We start from the raw sequence: 18,431 nt of genomic DNA on the forward strand, positions 1-18,431 counted from the left end.
GTGAACACGGTCCCCTGGTTGACGATCCTGCTCATCGTCCCGGCCGCGGCCGCGGTGGTCGTCGCCGCCCTGCCGCGGCGCCACGCGACGCTCGCCAAGCAGCTCACCCTCGCTGTCACGCTCGCGGTCCTGGTGCTCGCCGTGATCGCGACCTTCGCCTACGACCCGGACAAGGCGGGCTTCCAGTTCGGCCAGTCCTACGACTGGATCTCCACGTTCGGCATCTCCTACTCGGTCGGGGCCGACGGCATCTCGCTGGTGCTGATGCTGCTCGCCGCGCTGCTGGTGCCGGTCGTGGTGCTGTCGTCGTGGGACGAGGTCGACGGCGGTGGCGCGGGCGGTGGCCGTGTCCCCGCTCCCACGGTCGCCCCCGACCGAGGCATGCCCGGTGGGTCCGTCGGCGACGTCGGGCCCGTCGGCGACGTCGAGGGGATCGGCCCAGTCGGTGACGTCGGCGGTGGGGCGGGCGGAACCACGGCCGTGCTGGCCGCCCCGGCCCCGGCGCGGCCCGTGACGTTCCCGCCGGTCGAGACGCGGGGGGAGGCCGAGACGCCCGGTCGCCGTTCGGTGCCGGCGTTCTTCGCGCTGCTGCTCGCCCTGGAAGCCGGGATGATCGGCGTGTTCGCCGCGACCGACGTCTTCCTCTTCTACGTGTTCTTCGAAGCGATGCTGATCCCGATGTACTTCCTCATCGGCAGCTACGGCCCGGTGACCGAGCAGGCGCAACGCTCCTACGCGGCGGTGAAGTTCCTGGTCTACAGCCTGCTCGGCGGCCTGCTCATGCTCGCCGCGGTGATCGGCCTGTACGTCGTGTCCGCCGACAACCTCGGGCACGGCACGTTCGACTTCGCCACCCTGCGGCAGATGGAGATCACCCCGGGGGTGCAGAAGCTGCTGTTCCTCGGGTTCTTCGTCGCATTCGCGATCAAGGCCCCGCTGTTCCCGTTCCACACCTGGCTGCCCGACGCGGGCGCCCAGTCGCCCACCGGTGGCGCGGTGCTGCTCGTCGGCGTGCTGGACAAGGTGGGGACCTTCGGGCTGATCCGCTACTGCATCCCGCTGTTCCCGGACGGCGCGGACTACTTCGCTCCGATGGTGCTGGGCCTTGCGGTCGTCGGCATCTTCTACGGGGCCCTGCTGGCCATCGGGCAACGAGATATGAAGCGCCTGGTCGCCTACACGTCGCTCGCCCACTTCGGCTTCATCGCGCTGGGCGTGTTCGCCTTCACCAGCCAGGCCGGCACCGGTGCGGTGCTTTACATGGTCAACCACGGTCTGTCGACGGGGCTGCTGTTCCTGGTCGTCGGCTTCCTGGTGTCCCGCCGTGGCACCCGCGACGTCGGCGCCTACGGCGGCCTGGCGAAGGTGACGCCGGTGCTCGCCGGGGTCTTCCTCCTCGCCGGGCTGTCGTCGCTGGCGCTGCCCGGGACGAACAGCTTCGTCAGCGAGTTCCTCGTCCTGGTCGGCACGTTCACGGCGAACAAGCCGCTGGCGATCGTGGCGACCTGCGGCATCGTGCTCGCGGCGATCTACGTCCTGTACCTGTACCAGCGGACGATGACCGGTCCGATCGTCCACCCGGATAACAAGGTCCTGCACGATCTCAGCCTGCGCGAGAAGCTCGTCGTGGCCCCGATCGTCGCGCTTATCGTCGCCCTCGGGGTGTACCCGAAGCCGCTGCTTGACATCATTACGCCCACGGTGACGGCGACCTACGCCGACATCGGCAAGTCCGATCCGGCACCGACCCATCCAGCGGCCGCGCATCCCGGGGCTGCCCATCCCGGGGCCACGCAGCCCGTCGCCACGCAGCCCGGAGGCCATTCGTGAGCGCCGATCCGATCATCCTGCTGGCGCAGACACAGAAGATCACGCCGCCGTCGATCGAGTACTCCTCGCTGAGCCCACTGCTCATCGTTTTCGTGGTGGCGCTGGTCGGGGTGCTCGTCGACGCCTTCGCCACTCGCCGGGCGCGCCGGGTCATCCAGCCGGTCCTGGCCGGCGGTGGCTTCATCGCCGCGCTGGTCGCGGTAGCGGTGCTGCACGGCCGGCACGCGGTGCTCGCCTCGGGCGCGGTGGCGATCGACGCGCCGACGCTGTTCATGCAGGGCACGATCCTGGTCTTTGCGCTGCTGTCGGTGCTGCTCGTGGCCGAGCGCCAGCTCGACTCCTCCGGCGGCGTGATCGTCGCCTCGGCGGCGATCACGCCCGGCTCGAAGGGCTCGACCGCGCAGCAGACCTCCGCGCACATGCAGACCGAGGCATACCCGCTGATGGTCTTCTCGGTCACCGGCATGATGCTTTTCGTCGCCTCGAACAACCTGCTGGTGATGTTCGTGGCGCTGGAGATTTTGTCGCTGCCGCTGTACCTGCTGGCCGGGCTCGCTCGCCGTCGGCGCCTGCTCTCGCAGGAGGCGGCGATGAAATATTTCCTGCTCGGAGCATTCTCCTCGGCGTTTTTTCTCTACGGGGTCGCGTTCGCCTACGGGTTTGCCGGCAGCGTGGAGCTCGGCAAGGTCGCCGACGCGGTCGGTGCGGTGGGGAAGAACGACACCTACCTCTACCTCTCGCTCGGCCTGCTCGCCGTCGGCCTGTTCTTCAAGATCGGCGCAGCGCCGTTCCACTCGTGGACGCCCGACGTCTACCAGGGCTCCCCGACCCCGGTGACCGCGTTCATGGCTGCCGGGACCAAGGTCGCAGCCTTCGGCGCCCTGCTGCGCGTCTTCTACGTCGCCTTCGGCGGCCTGCGCTGGGACTGGCGGCCGGTGCTGTGGACCGTGGCGATCCTCACGATGGTCGTCGGCGCGGTGCTGGCGCTGACCCAGCGCGACATCAAGCGGATGCTGGCCTACTCGGCGGTCGCCCACGCCGGCTTCCTGCTCGTCGGGCTCGCCGGCACCAACACCGACGGCCTGCGCGGCTCGATGTTCTACCTGGTCACCTACGGCTTCACCACGATCGCCGCGTTCGCCGCGGTCTCGCTGGTACGCACCGGCGACGGCGAGGCCAGCGACCTGTCCCAGTGGCGGGGGCTCGGCCGCTCCTCGCCGCTGCTGGCCGGCACGTTCTCCTTCCTCCTGCTGGCGCTCGCCGGCATCCCGCTGACCAGCGGATTCACCGGGAAGTTCGCCGTGTTCCAGGCGGCGATCGAGGGCGACGCGACCCCGCTCGTGATCGTGGCCCTGGTGTGCAGCGCGATCGCAGCCTTCTTCTACGTGCGCGTGATCGTGCTGATGTTCTTCTCGGAGCCGCTCGCCGAGGGGCCCGTCGTGGTCACCCGACCGACCCTGACCTTCGGCACGGTCGGCATCGGCACCGTCGCGACACTTGTCCTGGGAGTAGCGCCACAGCCCCTTCTGGACCTCGCCAATACCGCGGCGACGTCTGGCTTCGTACGCTGACGGTGGTATGAGCGCTATCGGGCTGGACGTCGTGGGGATCAGGACCGATCCTGATCTGGAAAAAGCCGTGCGAGATGGGCTTGGTCAGGTGGAGAAGCTGCTACGCACATCTGTGCGCAGCGAGTTCTCCTTCGTGACCGAGACCTCGCGGCATCTCGTCGACGCGGGGGGTAAACGCTTCCGCCCGATCGTCGTGCTGCTGGCCGCACACTTCGCCGATCCGCACGCCCCCGGGGTGGTGCCGGCGGCTGTCGCGATCGAACTCACCCATCTGTCGACGCTGTACCACGACGACGTGATGGACGAGGCCCCCCGGCGCCGGGGGGCGGCGTCCGCCAACGCCCGGTGGACGAACACGGTCGCGATCCTCACCGGTGACTACCTGTTCGCCCGCGCCTCCGACATCACCGCGGACCTGGGCCCCGCGGCGACCCGGATCCTGGCCCGGACGATCGCGACCCTGTGCGAAGGTCAGATCCGCGAGACCGTCGGCCCCGCGCCCGACCAGGACCCGGTCGAGCACTACCTGCGAGTGGTCACGGAGAAGACCGCCTCGCTGATCGCCACCTCCGGCCGCCTCGGCGCCATGCTCGCCGGCGCGGACCCGGTCACCGTCGACACCCTGGCAACCTTCGGCGAGCTGTTCGGGGTGGCCTTCCAACTCTCCGACGACATCATCGACGTCGCCTCCGACCCCGCCGACTCCGGGAAGACCCCCGGCACCGACCTGCGGGAGGGCATCCCCACCCTGCCGGTCCTCTACGCGCTGCAGGCCGAGGACCGGGCCGCCGGGCGGCTGCGAGAGCTCATCAACTCGGGCTTCGCCGCCGGGGGCGGGAACCCGGATGAGGGCGTCGCCGAGGCGATCGAGCTGCTGCGTGCGCACGACGGGATGGCGCGGGCCCGCCGGGAGCTCGTGGCCTGGTCGACCCGTGCCCGGGAATGCCTGGCCCCGCTGCCGGACAACGCGGCGAAGACGGCCCTGGAGTCCCTCGCCGACTTCGTCATCGACCGCACCGGCTGAGGCGCTCCCCGGCCACGCCGCCACCCGGTCGCCCGGGAGCGGACGCCGTGTCCCGGGACAGCAGCGGGGCGGCGCACCGGGAGGGACGGCGCGGCCGCCCCGGGGACGGCGGGTGGGTCAGTGGTGAGCGGCCTGGGACGCGCTCGGCGTGCCGCTCGACCGCTGCGACGGAACCGTGGACGTCGTGGACGTGTCGTGGGTCGTGGCGGCGCCACTCGACTCGTTGAACCAGGAACCGAGCAGCGGTTCCACGTCGATCGGGGTCGGGTGGAACGGCAGCGAGCCCGTGCCCGGGGACGCGGTGGCGGCCGGCGCAGTCGCCGGGCTCGTGGCTTCGCCGCCGGCGGATTCCGACGGAGTCGCGGTGGTCGTCGGGGCTGACGTGGCGGTGGTGCCCGCCGTGGTCGCGGCGCCGGTGCTCGGCGCGATGGAGCGCAGGTCGGTCGGCCCGGTGGCGGGCTGGTCGCGTGGGATCAGCGAGATGATCGGGATCGGCGCGGTGGTGGGGCCCAGCGCGACCGTGCTGAGACCGGCCGACCGGCTGACCTGCCGCCACTCGACGAACCGGAGCCGCTCGACCCGGTACCCGCCTGATCGGCGCTCGGCGCGAGCTCGGCCCGCGGCGGCGTGCTCAGGGCGCGGTCTCGCGACGCCTGGGTCTGCGCCGCGCCGTACGCGAACGCCTCCGTGCCGCCGGTGTACTGGATCCGCGGTGCCTTACCGGCGTTCGGGACCGCCGTGCCGCCAGCCCCCCGTCGCCCCCGAAGGCCACCCCGGCGACGAGGGCTGACAGCCCGGCCAGCGAGACGGTCCCGCGCAGCAGCCGGGGCCGGTCGGCCGCGCCGGGGGCCGACGGGCATCCGGCCAGTGGTGGGCATCCTGCTGGCGGCGAAGGACGCCCCGGAGGAGGGGCTCACCACCCGAGCTGCGCCGGCGAAGTGGGAACCCCGCTCCCAGGACACGGCGCCGTGAGCGGGGGAGTCCGACCACCGCTCGTCGCGGTACCGGTCATCGTCGCCGTACTGGTCATCGTCGTCGTACCGGTACGAGTCGTCCGAGTCGTACCTTTTGTCTGCTTCGTACCGGTTGTTCGTGTCGTACCGATCATCCGTATCGTATTGGTCGTCCGTGTCGAACCGGTCATCGTCGTACCGGTCGTCGGTGTTTCCGTCGTCGGCGGCCAACCGGTCGTGTCGTGGCCAGCCCCGCCCGACGGGCGCGCGGCGCATCGGATCGGTCGGGTCCTCGCCGCGGTCGCGCTGCTGCCGGGCGGCGGCGTGGCCGTCCCAGGCCGGCGCGGATTGCCGAGCCTGGCGGGCGGTGGTGCTGACCGACAGCGGGCCGGTGAGGGTGTCGAGCTCGCCGGGTGGGGCGAACGGGGGGCGCGGTGGGATCCGCGCGGCTGCCTGGCTGCGCGGGGCGGGGCTGCGGGAATGCCGACCGGCGGAGTGGCTACCCACGGCTGCCTCCGGCGGGCAGCGGCGCTTCGGACCCGGCCAGCCGGGCACGGTTCACCCGGGAGCAGGGCAGTTGCAAACAGGCCGCCTCGGCGGCATGGACGGTGCCCACCGACGAACGCGGACTGGCCGCGGACCGCGGGCTGAGGGTTCGATGACCCCGCACTACGCCTCCGGCTGCATTGGTGTTGTGAGCCCCCCCGGGCTACACGGCACCCCCACGCGCAACATCACCTTACCCGACCTGCGCGGAGCAGCAAATACCGGACTTATCCGAAGTAACTAGTTAATTGTCGGTGCGAGGGAGATGTTCCGTGGCCGGAACGGCGCCGCCGGGAGGTCCGCGCCGTATTCTCACGGCTGAGCCGCGTCCCACCATGGCCGGCTCGGGCCGGACTCACCGGGCCTGCAGCCGGCTTTGAGGCCCCATGCCGGCCGCGCTCGGCCGGGGGTCGGTGCGCCGTGGCTCGCCGGGCTGGTGGGACAGGCGGGTCGCTGGGCGGGCGGACCGTGGGTGGCGCTTTCGGGGGTCCCCCGGCAGCTCCCCGGACGAGAATTCGGGTGCCCCCGGGGTCCCCTGGAACGCGGAAAGGCCGGGGCGGCGCCGATGCGCGCGCCCCGGCCTTCATGCCGGTCGCCTGTTAGGCCGGACCGCTCCGCTGGCGAGGTGGCCCGGGTAGTCTCCGGCGGGGACCGGACCGGGTCGTCCAGGCCGGCCGGCGAATACCGGCCGGCGGTGGCCGGGCGACCCGGTCGTCCACACCTGGGTCAGTCGATGGTCCAGGTCTCCCCGCCGGAGATCAGCGACATCAGGTCGCCGGCGCCCTGCTTTTCCCGAGCATCGCTGATCTGGGTGTTGAGTGCCTCGTCGTACGTGGGTGCGTCGACGCTGCGGAAGATCCCGATGGGCGTGACCCCGTGCGTGTCGCCGGTGAGCCGGGACAGCGCGAAGGACTGGCTCGGGTCCGCCGCGGTGGCGGCGTGCACGAGGACCCCCGGGCTGCCCGCGGGCACGACCTCCAGGCTGCCGTCATCCGCGCGGCGGATCGCCTTGTCGCCCTCGGCGCCGAAGACGAGCGGCTCGCCGTGCGCCAGCTTCAGCGTCACGTCGTCGCGGCTCGATCGGTCCTTGAGCGTGTCGAAGGCGCCGTCGTTGAAGATGTTGCAGTTCTGGAAGATCTCGACGAACGCGGTCCCAGGGTGCTCCGCTGCGGCGCGCAGCACCGAGGTCAGATGCGTCCGGTCCGAGTCGATCGATCGCCCGACGAAGGTGGCTTCCGCACCGAGCGCCAGCGACACCGGGTTGTACGGCCGGTCCAGCGAGCCGAACGGTGTCGACTTGGTGATCTTGCCGATCTCGGAGGTGGGCGAGTACTGGCCCTTGGTCAGACCATAGATCCGGTTGTTGAACATGAGGATCTTGAGGTTGACGTTGCGGCGCAGCGCGTGCAGCAGGTGATTGCCGCCGATGGACAGCGCGTCGCCGTCACCGGTGACGACCCAGACCGACAGGTCCGGCCGCGAGGTGGCGAGGCCGGTGGCGATCGCTGGCGCGCGGCCGTGGATGGAGTGCATCCCGTAGGTCTGCAGGTAGTACGGGAACCGCGAGGAGCAGCCGATCCCGGAGATGAAGGCGATGTTCTCGCGGGCGATCCCGAGCTCGGGAAGGAAGCCCTGGACGGTGGCGAGGATGGCGTAGTCACCGCAGCCCGGGCACCAGCGCACCTCCTGGTCGGAGGTGAAGTCCTTGCGGCTCTGCTGGGCCGGGGCGACCGGCACCAGGTCGAGTAGACGGTTGCTGATTCCGGTGTGATTCGTTGTGACGGTCACTGGTTGATCACGTCCTCCAAGACGCCGGCCAGCTCCGCCGCCTTGAACGGCAGCCCGCGGACCTGGTTGTAACCGATCGCATCGACAAGGAACTCGGCCCGGATCAGCGTCCGAAGCTGGCCGAGGTTCATCTCGGGGATCAGTACCTTGTCGTACGACCGCAGGATTTCCCCGGTGTTGGCCGGGAAGGGGTTGAGATGGCGCAGGTGCGCCTGAGCGACGTGGAGGCCCTTGGCGCGGACCCGCCGGCAGCCGGCTGCGATCGGGCCGTAGGTGGAGCCCCAGCCGAGCAGGAGCACACGTGCCTGCCCGGAGGGATCCTCCACCTCCAGCGGGGGGATGTCGTTCGCGATGCCGGCGACCTTGGCCGCACGCAGGCGGACCATCCGGTCGTGGTTGGCCGGGTCGTAGGAGATGTTCCCCTGGCCGTCGGACTTCTCGATGCCGCCGATGCGGTGCTCGAGGCCCGGCGTCCCGGGAACCGCCCACGGCCGGGCGAGGGTCTCCGGGTCGCGCAGGTAGGGCCAGAACTCCGGCCCCTTCGGCCCGGTGTGGTTGGGCTCGGTGGTGAAGGCGACCTTCAGGTCCGGCAGCATCTCGCGGATCGGCAGCAGCCACGGCTCGGAGCCGTTGGCGAGGTAGCCGTCGGAGAGCAGGAACACCGGCGTGCGGTACTTCGTCGCGAGCCGAGCAGCCTCGATCGCGGCGTCGAAGCAGTCCCCGGGCGAGCGGGGCGCCACGATCGGCACCGGTGCCTCACCGTTGCGGCCGAACATCGCCTGCAGCAGGTCGGATTGCTCGGTCTTGGTCGGCAGCCCGGTGGACGGCCCGCCACGCTGAATGTCGACGATGACCAGCGGCAGCTCCAGGCTCACCGCCAGACCGATCGTCTCGCTCTTGAGCGCGACCCCTGGACCTGAGGTGGTCGTGATCCCGAGCGAGCCGCCGAAGGAGGCGCCCAACGCGGCACCGATCCCCGCGATCTCGTCCTCCGCCTGGAACGTCCGCACGCCGAACCGCTTGTGCTTGCTCAGTTCGTGCAGGATGTCGGAGGCGGGGGTGATCGGGTAGGACCCGAGGAACAGCGGCAACCCGATCAACTCGCCGGCCGCCACCAGTCCGTAGGACAGCGCCAGGTTGCCGGTGATGCGCCGGTAGGTGCCGGACCTCATCCGGGCCGGGGCCACCTCGTAGGTGACGGTGAAGGACTCCGTCGTCTCGCCGTAGTTGAAGCCGGCGCGGAACGCGGCGACGTTCGCGGCGGCGATTTCCGGGTGCTTCGCGAACTTCTTCTCCAGGAAACCGACGGTGCCCTCCGTCGGCCGGTGGTACAGCCAGCTCATGAGACCGAGGGCGAACATGTTCTTCGCTCGCTCGGCCTCCTTTTTGTTGACCGAGCCGGTCCCCTCCGCGGCGTGCACCGCGTTGATGGTCATCGAGGTCAGGGGGACCCGATGCACCAGGTAGGGGTCGAGCGTGCCGTCGGTCAACGGGTCCGTCGCATAACCCGCCTTCTTGAGGTTTCCGCCCGTGAACGCATCAGTGTTGACGATGAGACTGGCACCGGGAGGCAGATTCTTGAGATTCGCCTTCAACGCGGCGGGATTCATCGCAACCAGGACGTCTGGTGCGTCACCCGGAGTGAGGATGTCGTGATCGGAATAATGTAGTTGGAATCCGGATACTCCGGCCGGGGTACCGGCTGGGGCGCGGATTTCGGCGGGAAAGTCCGGGAGCGTCGACAGGTCGTTGCCGAACGTGGCCGTCTCGCTGGTGAACTGCTCTCCGGTGAGCTGCATACCGTCGCCGGAGTCGCCCGCAAAGCGCACGACCACCCGGTCGAGCCGGCGGGTCTCCCTCTCCCTGACCTGCTCAGACACCTTCAGTAACCTCCTCGGGTACCACACCAGCCTACCGGCTGTAGCAATGGGACGCGTGTGGCGTGCCGGGCCGACCGATCGCACGCGGTGGCCCGACGATCAGACCCGAATCTGTTGATCTCGGGGTGCCCTGGCGTAGAGTGATGCCCTGTCAACTCTGTGTACGTATGCCCCCGTCCCGGCGGTCGGCTGATGCCATCCGTGTCCGGGCGGTTCGGGATGCGTCGCCTGCCGATGGGTGTGGGCGGTGCGTATTCAATGCGCTTCCGAGTGGCTTTTCGGATGGCTCCGGCCGAGCGGCCTGTCGGCGAATAGACACATTCGCAACGTGTTTCGATTACTCCATGTATGCGACTCGCTATCTTCCGTTGCCGCTGCGGTGGGAGCCGCACCACGCAGCGTATCGGGCGCGAGGCACTGGCCGGATGGTGCCGGGGTGCCATCGCGACTGGCGACTGGCGGGGGAGCAGCATCGCAGCCATGGCCTCTCGCCCCCGCCCGGTGCCGGATCGGTCGGAGCGCGACCCCGGCGGCGGCGATCGTCGGGAGACGATCGGGCTCGTCGGAGCAGGCCGGGCCGGCAGCGCCGTCGCGCTCGCCCTGGCCGCCGCGGGACACTCGGTGGTGGCGGTGAGTAGCAGGTCGGCCGTCGGCCGCGAACGTGCGGCGGGCCGGTTCCCGGGTGCGCGGATCGGCACGGTGCCGCAGGTGGTGACGCGGCTGCGGGCGGCCGAGGCGGTGCTCATCGCCGTCCCGGACGACGCGATCGCGCCGGTGACGGCCGAGCTCGTGGCCGCGGGCGCGGTGCGGGCGGGGCAGACCCTCGCGCACCTCAGCGGCCGGCACGGACTGGGGGCGCTCGCCGCCGGTTCGGCTGTGGGCGCGGCTCGGATGGCGCTACATCCGATCATGACGTTGCCCGGAACGGTGGGGGACCCGGGTGTGTTCGCCGGGGTGCCGTTCGGCATCACCGCGGACTCCGTCGCCGAGGCCCTGGCGCGGCGGCTCGTCGCGGACGTCGGCGGCATCCCGCTATCGATCGAAGATGGTAGGCGTGATCTCTATCACGCCGCGCTGGTCCTCGGTGGCAATTTCCTGACCAGCCTGACCGTGGCCGCCCGGGAAACGCTCGCGGCGGCGGGCGTCGCCGATCCGGGCGCCGCCCTCGCCCCACTGCTGCGGGCCTCCCTGGACAACGCCCTCACCCGGGGCTGGCCGGCGGCCACGGGACCGGTCCGCCGCGGCGATCTCGGCACCGTCCAGGCCCATCTGCGGGCGCTGGATGCCGCGGACCCCGCCGTCGCGGCCGTTTACCGGGCACTGGTGGCCTATACCACCGGTGGGCTCGAACGGGCCGGCCTGCTCGATGCGCCCGTGGCCGACCGGCTGCGTGCGGGCGCTGTCGCGGATCCGCCCCGGGCGGGCGGTGCCGGTGGTGCGGGCGGTGCCGGCGGTGCCGGCGATGTGGGTCGGGCTCGACGTGACGGCCAGCTGGGTGAGAGCTCGGGAGACCGCGGCAGCTCGCCGATGACCGGGGGAGGCATCGGCCACACGGTGGCCGGGAACGTTGGCCCGGAGTCCCCGCGTTGAACAGCCGTACTGGCTCGACAGGACGGACACCCGATCGCCATGCCGCACCGCCACCTCAACGGTCTGAAGACCGCGCTGCTGCTGGGCGTGCTCTCTGCCGCCATCCTGCTGGTGGGTTCGCTGTTCGGGCGGGGTGGACTGCTCATCGCCTTGGTGCTCGCGCTCGCGATGAACGGTTTCTCCTACTTCTTCTCGGATCGCATCGCCCTACAGGCAATGCGGGCCTACCCGGTCACACAGGTAGAGCAGCCCCGGCTCTACGCCATCGTCGGGGAGCTTGCCCGCAATGCCCGCATGCCGATGCCGCGGCTGTACCTGAGCCCGACCGGCTCGCCCAACGCCTTCGCCACCGGCCGCAATCCGCGCAATGCGGCGGTCTGCTGTACCGAGGGCATCATGGAACTGATGGACGATCGCGAGTTGCGCGGCGTTCTCGGGCACGAGCTCAGTCATGTGTACAATCGCGACATTCTTATCGCCTCGGTCGCCGGTGCCCTCGCCAGTGTCATCGTGTACCTGGCGAATATGGCCCAGTTCCTGGCCATCTTCGGCGGACGGGACGAGGAGAACGGGCCGGGCATCTTCGAGCTGCTGTTGCTGATGATTCTGGGGCCGGTGGCGGCGACGGTCATTCAGCTTTCCATCAGCCGATCCCGGGAGTATCAGGCCGACGAATCGGGCGCGACGCTCACCGGCGACCCGCTCGGGCTGGCCAGCGCGCTGCGCAAGCTGGAGGTGGGTGCTACTGCCCGCCCGTTGCCGCAGAACTCGAAGCTGGGCCCCGCGGCCGCGCTGATGATTGCCAATCCGTTCCGCGGCGGCGGCGTCGGCCGGCTGTTCTCGACCCATCCGCCCATGAACGAGCGGATCGCCTGCTTGGAACAGCTCGCTCGCATGAACCCGTATCGGTGACCGGCAACCGACCACGGTGTTGTCCACTCTGACGCAGCCATATTACGGTCGGGAACTCGGAGTAGAATTTTGCCGTCGCCCGCGTTTCGCGGGACGGTAGCCGGGAGCGGAAACGTCTCACGGCCACGACGGCGGCGGAGCGAACCCCCCAGGTTCCGCCGCAGGCACCCCGCCCGAAACCCCCCATCGGGCGGGGTGCGCCGTTTCCAGGTGCGGGCCTCAACGATAGTTGACGAACTGGAGCGGGACCTCGAAGTCCTCGGCCTTCAGCAGCTGGATCACCCGCTGCAGGTCGTCCCGCTTCTTCCCGGTGACTCGGAGCTGGTCGCCCTGAATCTGGGCTTGTACACCCTTTGGGCCATCGGTCCGGATCTTCTTCGCGATCGCGCGGGCTTTGTCGTCCGCGATGCCCTGCTGGACAGTCACCGACAGGCGGAACTCCTTGCCCGACGGCTTGGGCTCGTCGAACGACAGCGCCTTGAGCGAGATGCCGCGCTTGACGAACTTCTCCTGCAGGACGTCGAGTACTGCCTTGACCCGCTCATCTGTGTTCGCTATCAGCAGAATCGACTCCACGGACAGGGCGGCTGACGCGCCCGTGTCGCGGAAGTCGAAGCGGGTCCGGATCTCCTTGGCCGTCTGGTTGACGGCGTTGTCTATCTCCTGTTCGTCGACTTTGCTGACGATGTCGAAGGATGGGTCTGCCACGTGCGCGGACCTCCAGTTCGGTTCGGTGCGGGGATGTCCGGTTGAGTGAGGGTGTCGAGTTGACCACCGTACGTGGCCATCGGGGGCGGTACCCGCCCCGGGGGGTGACTACTCACCGTTGTATTCGATCGACGACCGCCTTGCAGGAGCGGTCCACCGTCCCGGTGGTCCAGCGGGACAGGTATGCTCCTCTACGAAGGCAGGTTGCCCGAGCGGCCAAAGGGAACGGTCTGTAAAACCGTCGGCTCAGCCTACGATGGTTCGAATCCATCACCTGCCACTATCCCCGGGCGTGCCCCGGGGATTCGTACGTCCGGTCAGTCCCGAAGCTTCGCTTCGGGACTGACCGCTTTCCGGGCTACGCCGCGGCTATGGGCGCTCGCCGCTCAGCGGGCCGCGGCGGCGTCCAGCTCGGCGCGGGTCAGCAGCGGGCGCAGGGTCAGGCCGAGCTCGGCCAGCCGTTCGCGCCCGCCCTCGCTGCGGTCGATCACGCAGAGCACGTCCTCGACGAGTGCGCCGTCGTCGCGCAGGACCTTCGTCGCGTCGAGCACCGCGCCACCGGAGGTGACGACGTCCTCCACGAGGACGACGCGGCGGCCGGTGACCTCGCCGCCCTCGGCGATCCGCCGGGTGCCGTACTCCTTGGCCTTCTTGCGCACGAACCGCGCGGGCAGGCCGGTGCGCTGGGAGAGCAGGGTGGCCAGGGGCACGCCGCCGAGCTCGAGCCCGGCCAGGATCTCGGTGCCCGCGGGCACGAGCCCGGTCAGGCCGTCGACGATCGCGGCGAGCAGCTCCGGGTCGGCCTCGAACAGATACTTGTCGAAGTACTCGGTGCTCGTCTTGCCCGACCGGAGCAGGAAGGTGCCGGTCAGATGGGAGGCGGCCCGGACTCGGGCGGCCAACGCCGCGTCGTCGCTCACGGGGTGCACTCTAGTGCCGGGAAACTCGACCCATCAGGGCGGAGAGGATGTCAAGGTGCCCCCATGCCGCGATCTGCCGAGGAACGTCGCCCGCCGGTTCCGCCGGTCCCGGCGGACGGCCCCGGTCCTCTGCTGTTCGTCTACGGGACGCTGATGTTCCCCGAAGTGGTCTCGACGCTGATCGGTCGGGTGCCGCCGATGGAGTCCGCCGCCGCCCTCGGACGGCGGGCCGCCCGGCTGCGTGACCGCCTCTACCCGGGGCTGGTGCGCCGGGTGGTTGTGGATCAGGTGACTCGGGAGGAGTCGCCGGCCACGGGCCAGGTGCTCGTCGGCCTCGATCCGACGGAACGTGCGGTCCTCGACGCCTTCGAGGGCTCGGCCTATGTGGCCGGCCCGCTCGTCCTGGCCGATGGTCGCCCGGCGGTCGCGTACCTCTGGCTCGACGCCGCCGAGGCAACCGCCGAGGACTGGGACGCCAGTGCGTTCGCCGGCCAGCACCTCGGCGACTACGTTCTGTGGTGCGCGGCCTGGCGGGCTCGACTGACCGATTCAGAGCTCTGAACCGCATCACCTTCGATGCAGATTCGTATCACTTTCGGCGGGCTGACCGGTTGCTCCGGCCAGCCCGTTGTCTTAGCGGTTGACCGTGGGCGGGAGCCCTTCGTCGCCGTGTCCGCCGCCGCGCGGTTCCCCCCGTCCGCCTCGGCCGGTGAATCCGCCGGAGCCTGGGCGGACGCCTGCGGTCTCCGTGGCCCGGTTGCCGACGCCCGCGCCGCGGCCGGCGGCCTCACCCACGCCGGCTCGGTCGTCCGGGTACGGCTCCTCGAAGCGGCCGTGGGCGCTGTCATAGGTGCACAGTGCGTAGATCACCAGGATGTCGATCACGATGATGATGACCGACCACACCGGGAACGCCGCCACGAAGGCGAGCTGGCCGATTGCGTTGATCGCCGCGATGGCGATGCCGGCCCACCGTGCGTAGTCATTGCGGATGTAGATACCGTAGGCGAGCGCCATCTCGACGATGCCGATCGCGATCCACAGCGCGCCCCAGAAGTTGGTGTCGGCGTAGAGGACGTTCGCGCCACCGTTGAGGTTGTTCACGACCACCGTGTAGTCGCGCAGGGCCGCGATGCCGTAGATCAGGTTGTGGAATCCGACGATGAACATGATCACGGCGGCGAAGGTGAGCCATCCGCTCAGCGGGCGAACTGCCCGATTTCCTGCCATCTCTTCCTCCCGTTCGACGTCGATGCCTCGCCCAACCGGTGAACCGCCACGCCCCGGTGAGGGGGCCACCGGGATCGGGCGGGGCACGACCTCGTGGTCGCGGCGGGTCGATACCGGCACCGTGTGGCCCGGTCGCTATTCGGTAGTCAGACAACTACCGTCCGCCGCTTAGGTGCGATACCCGTCCTGTACCGACGTCACCCCTACTGGGTTCAGCCGATGGATGGCAGCGTCGTGATCTTGTTCGTGGCGGCGTCCCAGTGCAGCCGGCCGTGCTGGAAGGTGCTCTCCCGTCCGCCCGGCACCGAGTACTCGTCGGTCGTGGGCAGGCCGAGGCTGGACGCCGAGCCGCCGAGGGTCAGGTAGGTCTGCAGGATCCGGCCGTGGACCTCGTGGGCGCCGGTCGCCGGGTGCCAGTAGATCCAGCCGCCCTGAAAACGGGCCTGCTGGGCGCCGGGTGCGCTGGCAATCTCGATGTCACTCACCGGGCGGCGCAGGAAGCTGTTCGACCCGCCGGTGCCGAGGTACTTCGTCGAGATCGGGCCATACAGCGCGTGCACCCCGGTGGCGACGGACCAGAAGGCCAGGCCGTTGCCGTACTGCTGCCAACGCCCCCCGCCGCCCGCCGGATTCTCGATCCCGACCGGGGCACCGAGGCTGGCCCGGGCCGGCCCCGCGGCCGCGTACCACTTCTCGATCTCGCTGTGGGTGCCGTCCGCCTGCGTGGTGAGCGCGCTCGACGTGCAGCACAGCACGTTCGTGTCCACGTTGCCGGCGATCCCGGGCACCGCGCCGCCCGAGGTGTACTGCCACAGCGCCCATTTCGACCAGCCGCCGGGTAGCCAGCCGGGGGTCGCCTGGTCGTTGTAGATCGCGAACCAGAACGGGTACTTCACGAAGTCGTGGGTATCCGCCATCTTCCCGGTCCAGAACGACCGGTAGGTGTAGATGATGGGGATCCGTCCCGTCTCGGACTCGACTTCCTCCAGGAACGCCCGGGTCCAGGCCGCGAGCGTCCGGGGATCGAGTCCGCCGGTGTCCTCCAGATCCAGCACGGGCGCGAGGTGGCCCGCCGTGCGCGTCAACCCGGTGACGGCGATGAAGTGCCGGGCCTGTTCCACCGCGGTCGACAGCGACTGTGCCGGGCGTGCGTAGTGGTAGGCGCCGACCACGAATCCGGCCTTTGTCGCGGCAGCGCGGTCGGCGGCGAAGAACGGGTTGGTGTAGTTCGTCCCCTCGGTGGCCTTGATGATCGCAAAGCTGAGGCCGGAGCCGTGAGCCGCGTTCCAGTCAATCGGCCCGCCACCCGGATGCTGCCACGAGGCCACGTCGACCCCGCGTGGCCACAACGGCGCGGGGGTCGCCCCCTGGGCGACGCCGGCGGTGCCGGACATGGCCAGCGTGGCGGCGGTGAGGGCGGCGACGCTCAGCAACCGTCGGGGCAGCGGTATCGCGAGCGCCGGCCTGGCCGGCCTGGCCGGGCAGGACCGGTGGCGGGGGGCGTGGCCGGCGGCGTCCGTCCGGCGAACCGGGGTGGTGCTTGAGGGGCGGATCGGCCCGGACGGCGATGCCTGGGTGGCCATCGCGGCCGGGCGATCGGATCGGGGGAACACCGTGCCGGGTGGCAGCGGGGTGCCGGGCCGGATCGGGATGCCGACAGGGCCGGCATCGCCGTCGGTGCCTCGGGTCGTCGGATACCGGCCAGGACGATGCGTCGAACGCATGGGCAACCCTCGGATGCTTGGGAGGCGACAGTCGGGGAGGCTCGTGATCCGGTTGGCCGGGCCAAGAGGGGCGCACCAACGGGTGCACCACACGCTAAGCATTCAAGGAATTACTTACAGCTATCAAGTGTAGGGGAGTCCGAGTTATTCGCTACGGACAGTTGTTCCTGCCGGCAATCTGCGCATCTTCCGGTCGGAACGGCCGTCGGGTCGGGCACGGCGGCGTGCCAGTGGGCAAGGCTGGCGATGAGGGTGTTCCGGGCATCCGGTGGCGAGCGGCGACCACTGAGGGTCGGCCCGGGGTGGCGCTCGCGTGATCGGGGACGAAACGGGCGGGGGCGCCGTCCCAACCGCGCTCACCGTCGTGTAACCTAAGCTCCGCGACCTCGCGCCCCTTTAGCTCAGTCGGCAGAGCGTCTCCATGGTAAGGAGAAGGTCTACGGTTCGATTCCGTAAAGGGGCTCCACGTTCCAGTCCTCGGGCGGGTTCGTGTCCGGGATGGGCGGTTCCGCCGGTTCTCCCGGGTAGACCTGTGGTCGGATCTCCGGGCATCCCGGAGACCATCCTGGCGGTGTAGCTCAGTCTGGCAGAGCAAGCGGCTCATAATCGCTGTGTCGCCGGTTCAAGTCCGGCCACCGCTACTATCGGGGTGCGGTGTGCCGCAGCCCCCTTAGGGGCTCGCGGCCTGCCGCGTCGCCCGATCAGTTCAGCACCCGATTCAGGAAGAGGCATCACGCCGTGGCCGCCACTGACGTCCGCCCGAAGATCACGATGGCGTGCCAGGTGTGTAAGCACCGGAACTACATCACCCGCAAGAACCGGCGTAACGACCCGGATCGCCTCGAGCTGAAGAAGTTCTGCCCGAACTGCGGCAAGCACACGGAGCACCGCGAGACCCGCTGACGATGCCCGGAGTCCCCCGGTGGGGCCACGCCGCCGTCCGCCGGATGCGCTTCGGGTTCCGTGAGCCCACTGCCATCGCGTCATCGCAACCGGCCAGGGATCGCCTTGGCCGGTTGTTCGCGTGCCGGCCCCCCGATCGGGCATGTCGCTCCGGATCGGTGGCGCCGGTTCGGTGTGTGATACCTAAGACACGTCGACCCGTCCGTCGATGGGGCAGCATGCCTGGTTCGTGGTGAGATGCTCCACGCCGTAACCGGCCCGGCACGTTCGCCGGACCGCCGGTTGCGGCATCCGGGCCTGCCGTGGACATCGAGATCGGAGCCGTGATGTCGCTCAACCAGGACTTCGTGGGACGCAGTTTCGTCTCGCCCGTCCCCTTCCAGGTCGGACGTGAGCACATCCGGCAGTTCGCCCGGGCGATCGGGGACGACAATCCGCTGTACCACGACGTGGAGGCCGCTAAGGCCGCCGGCTACTCCGATCTTGTCGCGCCGCCCACGTTCCTGGTCAACGCGATCCCCGGGGCGTTGGGGCTGCCCACCGACGATCCGGCGCTCGGGCTGGACTACGCCCTGGTCGTGCACGGCGAGCAGCGCTTCACCCTGCGCCGACCGGTGGTGGCGGGGGGCGAACTGATCACCACCTCGACCCTGACCGGCATCCGCGCGGTGGGCCGCAACGAGGTCCTCGTCACCACCTACCGCTACGACACGTCAAGTGGCGAGGAAGTCGCCGTCGGCGCGTGCACCCTGGTCTCCCGTGGTACGGCACCGCCGCGGGGATGAGCGCGCGTCCCACGGCGCCCAGCCCGAACCGGGCCGGGCGTCCGGCCGCACCCCCGGAGCTCACCGG

Annotated in this window: 15 protein-coding genes and 3 tRNA genes; 11 read left to right on the forward strand and 7 right to left on the reverse strand. The window is 70.0% G+C overall.

Features of this window, described 5'->3' with window-relative positions; translation table 11 throughout:
• Genes G6R25_RS00975 through G6R25_RS00985 form a run of 3 tightly spaced genes read left to right on the forward strand, consistent with a single transcriptional unit; the run spans position 1 to position 4,425 of the window.
• Entirely contained in the window at positions 1–1,830 is a 1,830-nt protein-coding gene (locus G6R25_RS00975) for an NADH-quinone oxidoreductase subunit M (RefSeq protein ID WP_163551280.1), read from the forward strand.
• Positions 1,827–3,401 (forward strand): NADH-quinone oxidoreductase subunit NuoN, encoded by a 1,575-nt coding sequence (nuoN, locus tag G6R25_RS00980; RefSeq protein ID WP_163551281.1) that lies wholly within the window; start codon positions 1,827–1,829, stop codon positions 3,399–3,401. Before G6R25_RS00975 ends, nuoN begins: the two co-directional genes overlap by 4 nt.
• A 7-nt stretch (positions 3,402–3,408) precedes the next feature.
• Complete coding sequence (locus G6R25_RS00985; RefSeq protein ID WP_163551282.1) at positions 3,409–4,425, forward strand: polyprenyl synthetase family protein; 1,017 nt, start codon at positions 3,409–3,411, stop codon at positions 4,423–4,425.
• Positions 4,426–4,898: 473 nt separating this feature from the next.
• On the opposite strand, the gene G6R25_RS24865 is transcribed toward G6R25_RS00985, so the two are convergent.
• The 3 genes from G6R25_RS24865 to G6R25_RS01000 all read right to left on the reverse strand — a co-directional run bounded on the left by G6R25_RS24865 (position 4,899) and on the right by G6R25_RS01000 (position 9,592).
• A complete protein-coding gene (locus G6R25_RS24865; protein WP_205446767.1) occupies positions 4,899–5,885 on the reverse strand; it encodes a hypothetical protein in 987 nt (328 codons plus the stop codon).
• Positions 5,886–6,650: 765 nt separating this feature from the next.
• The gene (locus G6R25_RS00995; protein WP_163551283.1) at positions 6,651–7,712 is read right to left on the reverse strand and encodes a 2-oxoacid:ferredoxin oxidoreductase subunit beta; all 1,062 of its coding nucleotides are present in this window, start codon (positions 7,710–7,712) and stop codon (positions 6,651–6,653) included.
• A complete protein-coding gene (locus G6R25_RS01000; protein WP_163551284.1) occupies positions 7,709–9,592 on the reverse strand; it encodes a 2-oxoacid:acceptor oxidoreductase subunit alpha in 1,884 nt (627 codons plus the stop codon). Before G6R25_RS01000 ends, G6R25_RS00995 begins: the two co-directional genes overlap by 4 nt.
• A gap of 480 nt (positions 9,593–10,072) precedes the next feature.
• On the opposite strand from G6R25_RS01000, the gene G6R25_RS01005 reads away from it, so the two are divergent.
• Both G6R25_RS01005 and htpX read left to right on the forward strand, forming a co-directional pair.
• The gene (locus G6R25_RS01005) at positions 10,073–11,182 is read left to right on the forward strand and encodes a Rossmann-like and DUF2520 domain-containing protein (RefSeq protein ID WP_163551285.1); all 1,110 of its coding nucleotides are present in this window, start codon (positions 10,073–10,075) and stop codon (positions 11,180–11,182) included.
• A gap of 39 nt (positions 11,183–11,221) precedes the next feature.
• Entirely contained in the window at positions 11,222–12,094 is an 873-nt protein-coding gene (gene htpX / locus G6R25_RS01010) for a zinc metalloprotease HtpX (protein ID WP_163551286.1), read from the forward strand.
• A gap of 219 nt (positions 12,095–12,313) precedes the next feature.
• On the opposite strand, the gene G6R25_RS01015 is transcribed toward htpX, so the two are convergent.
• The gene (locus tag G6R25_RS01015) at positions 12,314–12,802 is read right to left on the reverse strand and encodes a YajQ family cyclic di-GMP-binding protein (RefSeq protein WP_163551287.1); all 489 of its coding nucleotides are present in this window, start codon (positions 12,800–12,802) and stop codon (positions 12,314–12,316) included.
• Between the two features lie 198 nt (positions 12,803–13,000).
• Here G6R25_RS01015 and G6R25_RS01020 point away from each other — a divergent pair.
• Positions 13,001–13,082, forward strand: a tRNA-Tyr gene (locus G6R25_RS01020).
• A gap of 106 nt (positions 13,083–13,188) precedes the next feature.
• Here the strand turns inward: G6R25_RS01020 and pyrE are convergent.
• Positions 13,189–13,722 (reverse strand): orotate phosphoribosyltransferase, encoded by a 534-nt coding sequence (gene pyrE / locus G6R25_RS01025; protein WP_163551288.1) that lies wholly within the window; start codon positions 13,720–13,722, stop codon positions 13,189–13,191.
• 63 nt (positions 13,723–13,785) lie between these two features.
• Here pyrE and G6R25_RS01030 point away from each other — a divergent pair, with 63 nt between their 5' ends.
• Positions 13,786–14,283 (forward strand): gamma-glutamylcyclotransferase family protein, encoded by a 498-nt coding sequence (locus G6R25_RS01030; RefSeq protein ID WP_163551289.1) that lies wholly within the window; start codon positions 13,786–13,788, stop codon positions 14,281–14,283.
• 72 nt (positions 14,284–14,355) lie between these two features.
• On the opposite strand, the gene G6R25_RS01035 is transcribed toward G6R25_RS01030, so the two are convergent.
• Positions 14,356–14,952: a DUF7144 family membrane protein gene (locus G6R25_RS01035; protein ID WP_163551290.1), complete on the reverse strand. Its 597-nt coding sequence runs from the start codon at positions 14,950–14,952 to the stop codon at positions 14,356–14,358.
• 212 nt (positions 14,953–15,164) lie between these two features.
• Complete coding sequence (locus G6R25_RS01040) at positions 15,165–16,676, reverse strand: GH25 family lysozyme (protein WP_163551291.1); 1,512 nt, start codon at positions 16,674–16,676, stop codon at positions 15,165–15,167.
• A 390-nt stretch (positions 16,677–17,066) separates the two neighbouring features.
• On the opposite strand from G6R25_RS01040, the gene G6R25_RS01045 reads away from it, so the two are divergent.
• The 4 genes from G6R25_RS01045 to G6R25_RS01060 all read left to right on the forward strand — a co-directional run bounded on the left by G6R25_RS01045 (position 17,067) and on the right by G6R25_RS01060 (position 18,364).
• Positions 17,067–17,142 (forward strand) — tRNA-Thr (locus G6R25_RS01045).
• 101 nt (positions 17,143–17,243) lie between these two features.
• A tRNA-Met gene (locus G6R25_RS01050) sits at positions 17,244–17,317 on the forward strand.
• Between the two features lie 97 nt (positions 17,318–17,414).
• The gene (gene rpmG, locus G6R25_RS01055) at positions 17,415–17,579 is read left to right on the forward strand and encodes a 50S ribosomal protein L33 (RefSeq protein ID WP_009740545.1); all 165 of its coding nucleotides are present in this window, start codon (positions 17,415–17,417) and stop codon (positions 17,577–17,579) included.
• Between the two features lie 326 nt (positions 17,580–17,905).
• Positions 17,906–18,364, forward strand: coding sequence for an FAS1-like dehydratase domain-containing protein (locus G6R25_RS01060; protein WP_163551304.1), 459 nt, complete (start codon positions 17,906–17,908; stop codon positions 18,362–18,364).
• Positions 18,365–18,431 lie beyond the last annotated feature (67 nt).

Source organism: Candidatus Frankia alpina, assembly GCF_902806485.1.
Taxonomy (GTDB): domain Bacteria; phylum Actinomycetota; class Actinomycetes; order Frankiales; family Frankiaceae; genus Frankia; species Frankia alpina.

Bases quoted from the DNA above. Each gene is read 5' to 3' on its own strand.
- G6R25_RS01035 (WP_163551290.1), bottom strand. From the start codon at position 14,952: ATGGCAGGAAATCGGGCAGTTCGCCCGCTGAGCGGATGGCTCACCTTC.
- G6R25_RS01040 (WP_163551291.1), bottom strand. From the start codon at position 16,676: ATGCGTTCGACGCATCGTCCTGGCCGGTATCCGACGACCCGAGGCACC.
- G6R25_RS00985 (WP_163551282.1), top strand. From the start codon at position 3,409: ATGAGCGCTATCGGGCTGGACGTCGTGGGGATCAGGACCGATCCTGAT.
- G6R25_RS01005 (WP_163551285.1), top strand. From the start codon at position 10,073: ATGGCCTCTCGCCCCCGCCCGGTGCCGGATCGGTCGGAGCGCGACCCC.
- G6R25_RS01060 (WP_163551304.1), top strand. From the start codon at position 17,906: ATGTCGCTCAACCAGGACTTCGTGGGACGCAGTTTCGTCTCGCCCGTC.
- htpX (WP_163551286.1), top strand. From the start codon at position 11,222: ATGCCGCACCGCCACCTCAACGGTCTGAAGACCGCGCTGCTGCTGGGC.
- G6R25_RS01030 (WP_163551289.1), top strand. From the start codon at position 13,786: ATGCCGCGATCTGCCGAGGAACGTCGCCCGCCGGTTCCGCCGGTCCCG.